Source organism: Actinacidiphila sp. bgisy144 (assembly GCF_057708105.1).
The window spans coordinates 1-685 of sequence record NZ_JBYIRM010000112.1; the positions used below are offsets into that span (position 1 = coordinate 1).

Genomic DNA, 685 nt, shown 5'->3' on the forward strand with positions numbered 1-685 from the left:
AGCCCTGCAAGCCACCTACGGCCAGGGCCGTGACGTCCAACGGCCTTTGTGGCTGGGGTCGTTGAAGTCGAACATCGGGCACGCTCAGGCCGCCGCGGGGGTGGGCGGTGTGATCAAGATGGTGATGGCGCTGCGGGCCGGTGTGCTGCCGCGCACCCTGCACGCGGACGAGCCGTCCCCGCACATCGACTGGTCTGCTGGCACCGTACGGCTGCTCACCGAACGCACCGACTGGCCCGAGACGGGCGAGCCGCGCCGGGCCGCCGTGTCCTCCTTCGGGATCAGCGGCACCAACGCGCACGTCGTCCTGGAGCAGGCTCCCGCTTCCGAGGCCCCCGCCTCCGAGGCCCCCGCTTCCGAGACCGCCGCGTCCGCCGCGCCGGCCGAACCCGGCACCACGCCTGTCCTGGCCGGCGCCGGCCACCTGCCCTGGCCGGTCTCCGCGGCCACCCCCGAGGGTCTGCGCGCCCAGGCGGCGCGCCTGCGCGACCACCTCGCCGAGCACGGCGAACTTCCGCCCGCCGACGTGGCGTTCTCCCTCGCCACCACGCGCTCCGCCCTCACCCAGCGCGCCCTGCTCGTCGGCGGCGACCGCGCCGAACTGCTCACCGCCCTCGACGCGCTCGCCGCCGGAACCCCCGACGCGGGCGTGGTCAGGGGCACCGCCGAGGCCCGCAGCAAAACC

1 protein-coding gene is annotated in these 685 nt (G+C 75.6%); it reads left to right on the forward strand.

The features are described from left to right. On the forward strand, nucleotides 1-685 hold a 685-nt coding region (locus AC3EVP_RS36940), incomplete at both ends, for a ketoacyl-synthetase C-terminal extension domain-containing protein (protein WP_435138187.1).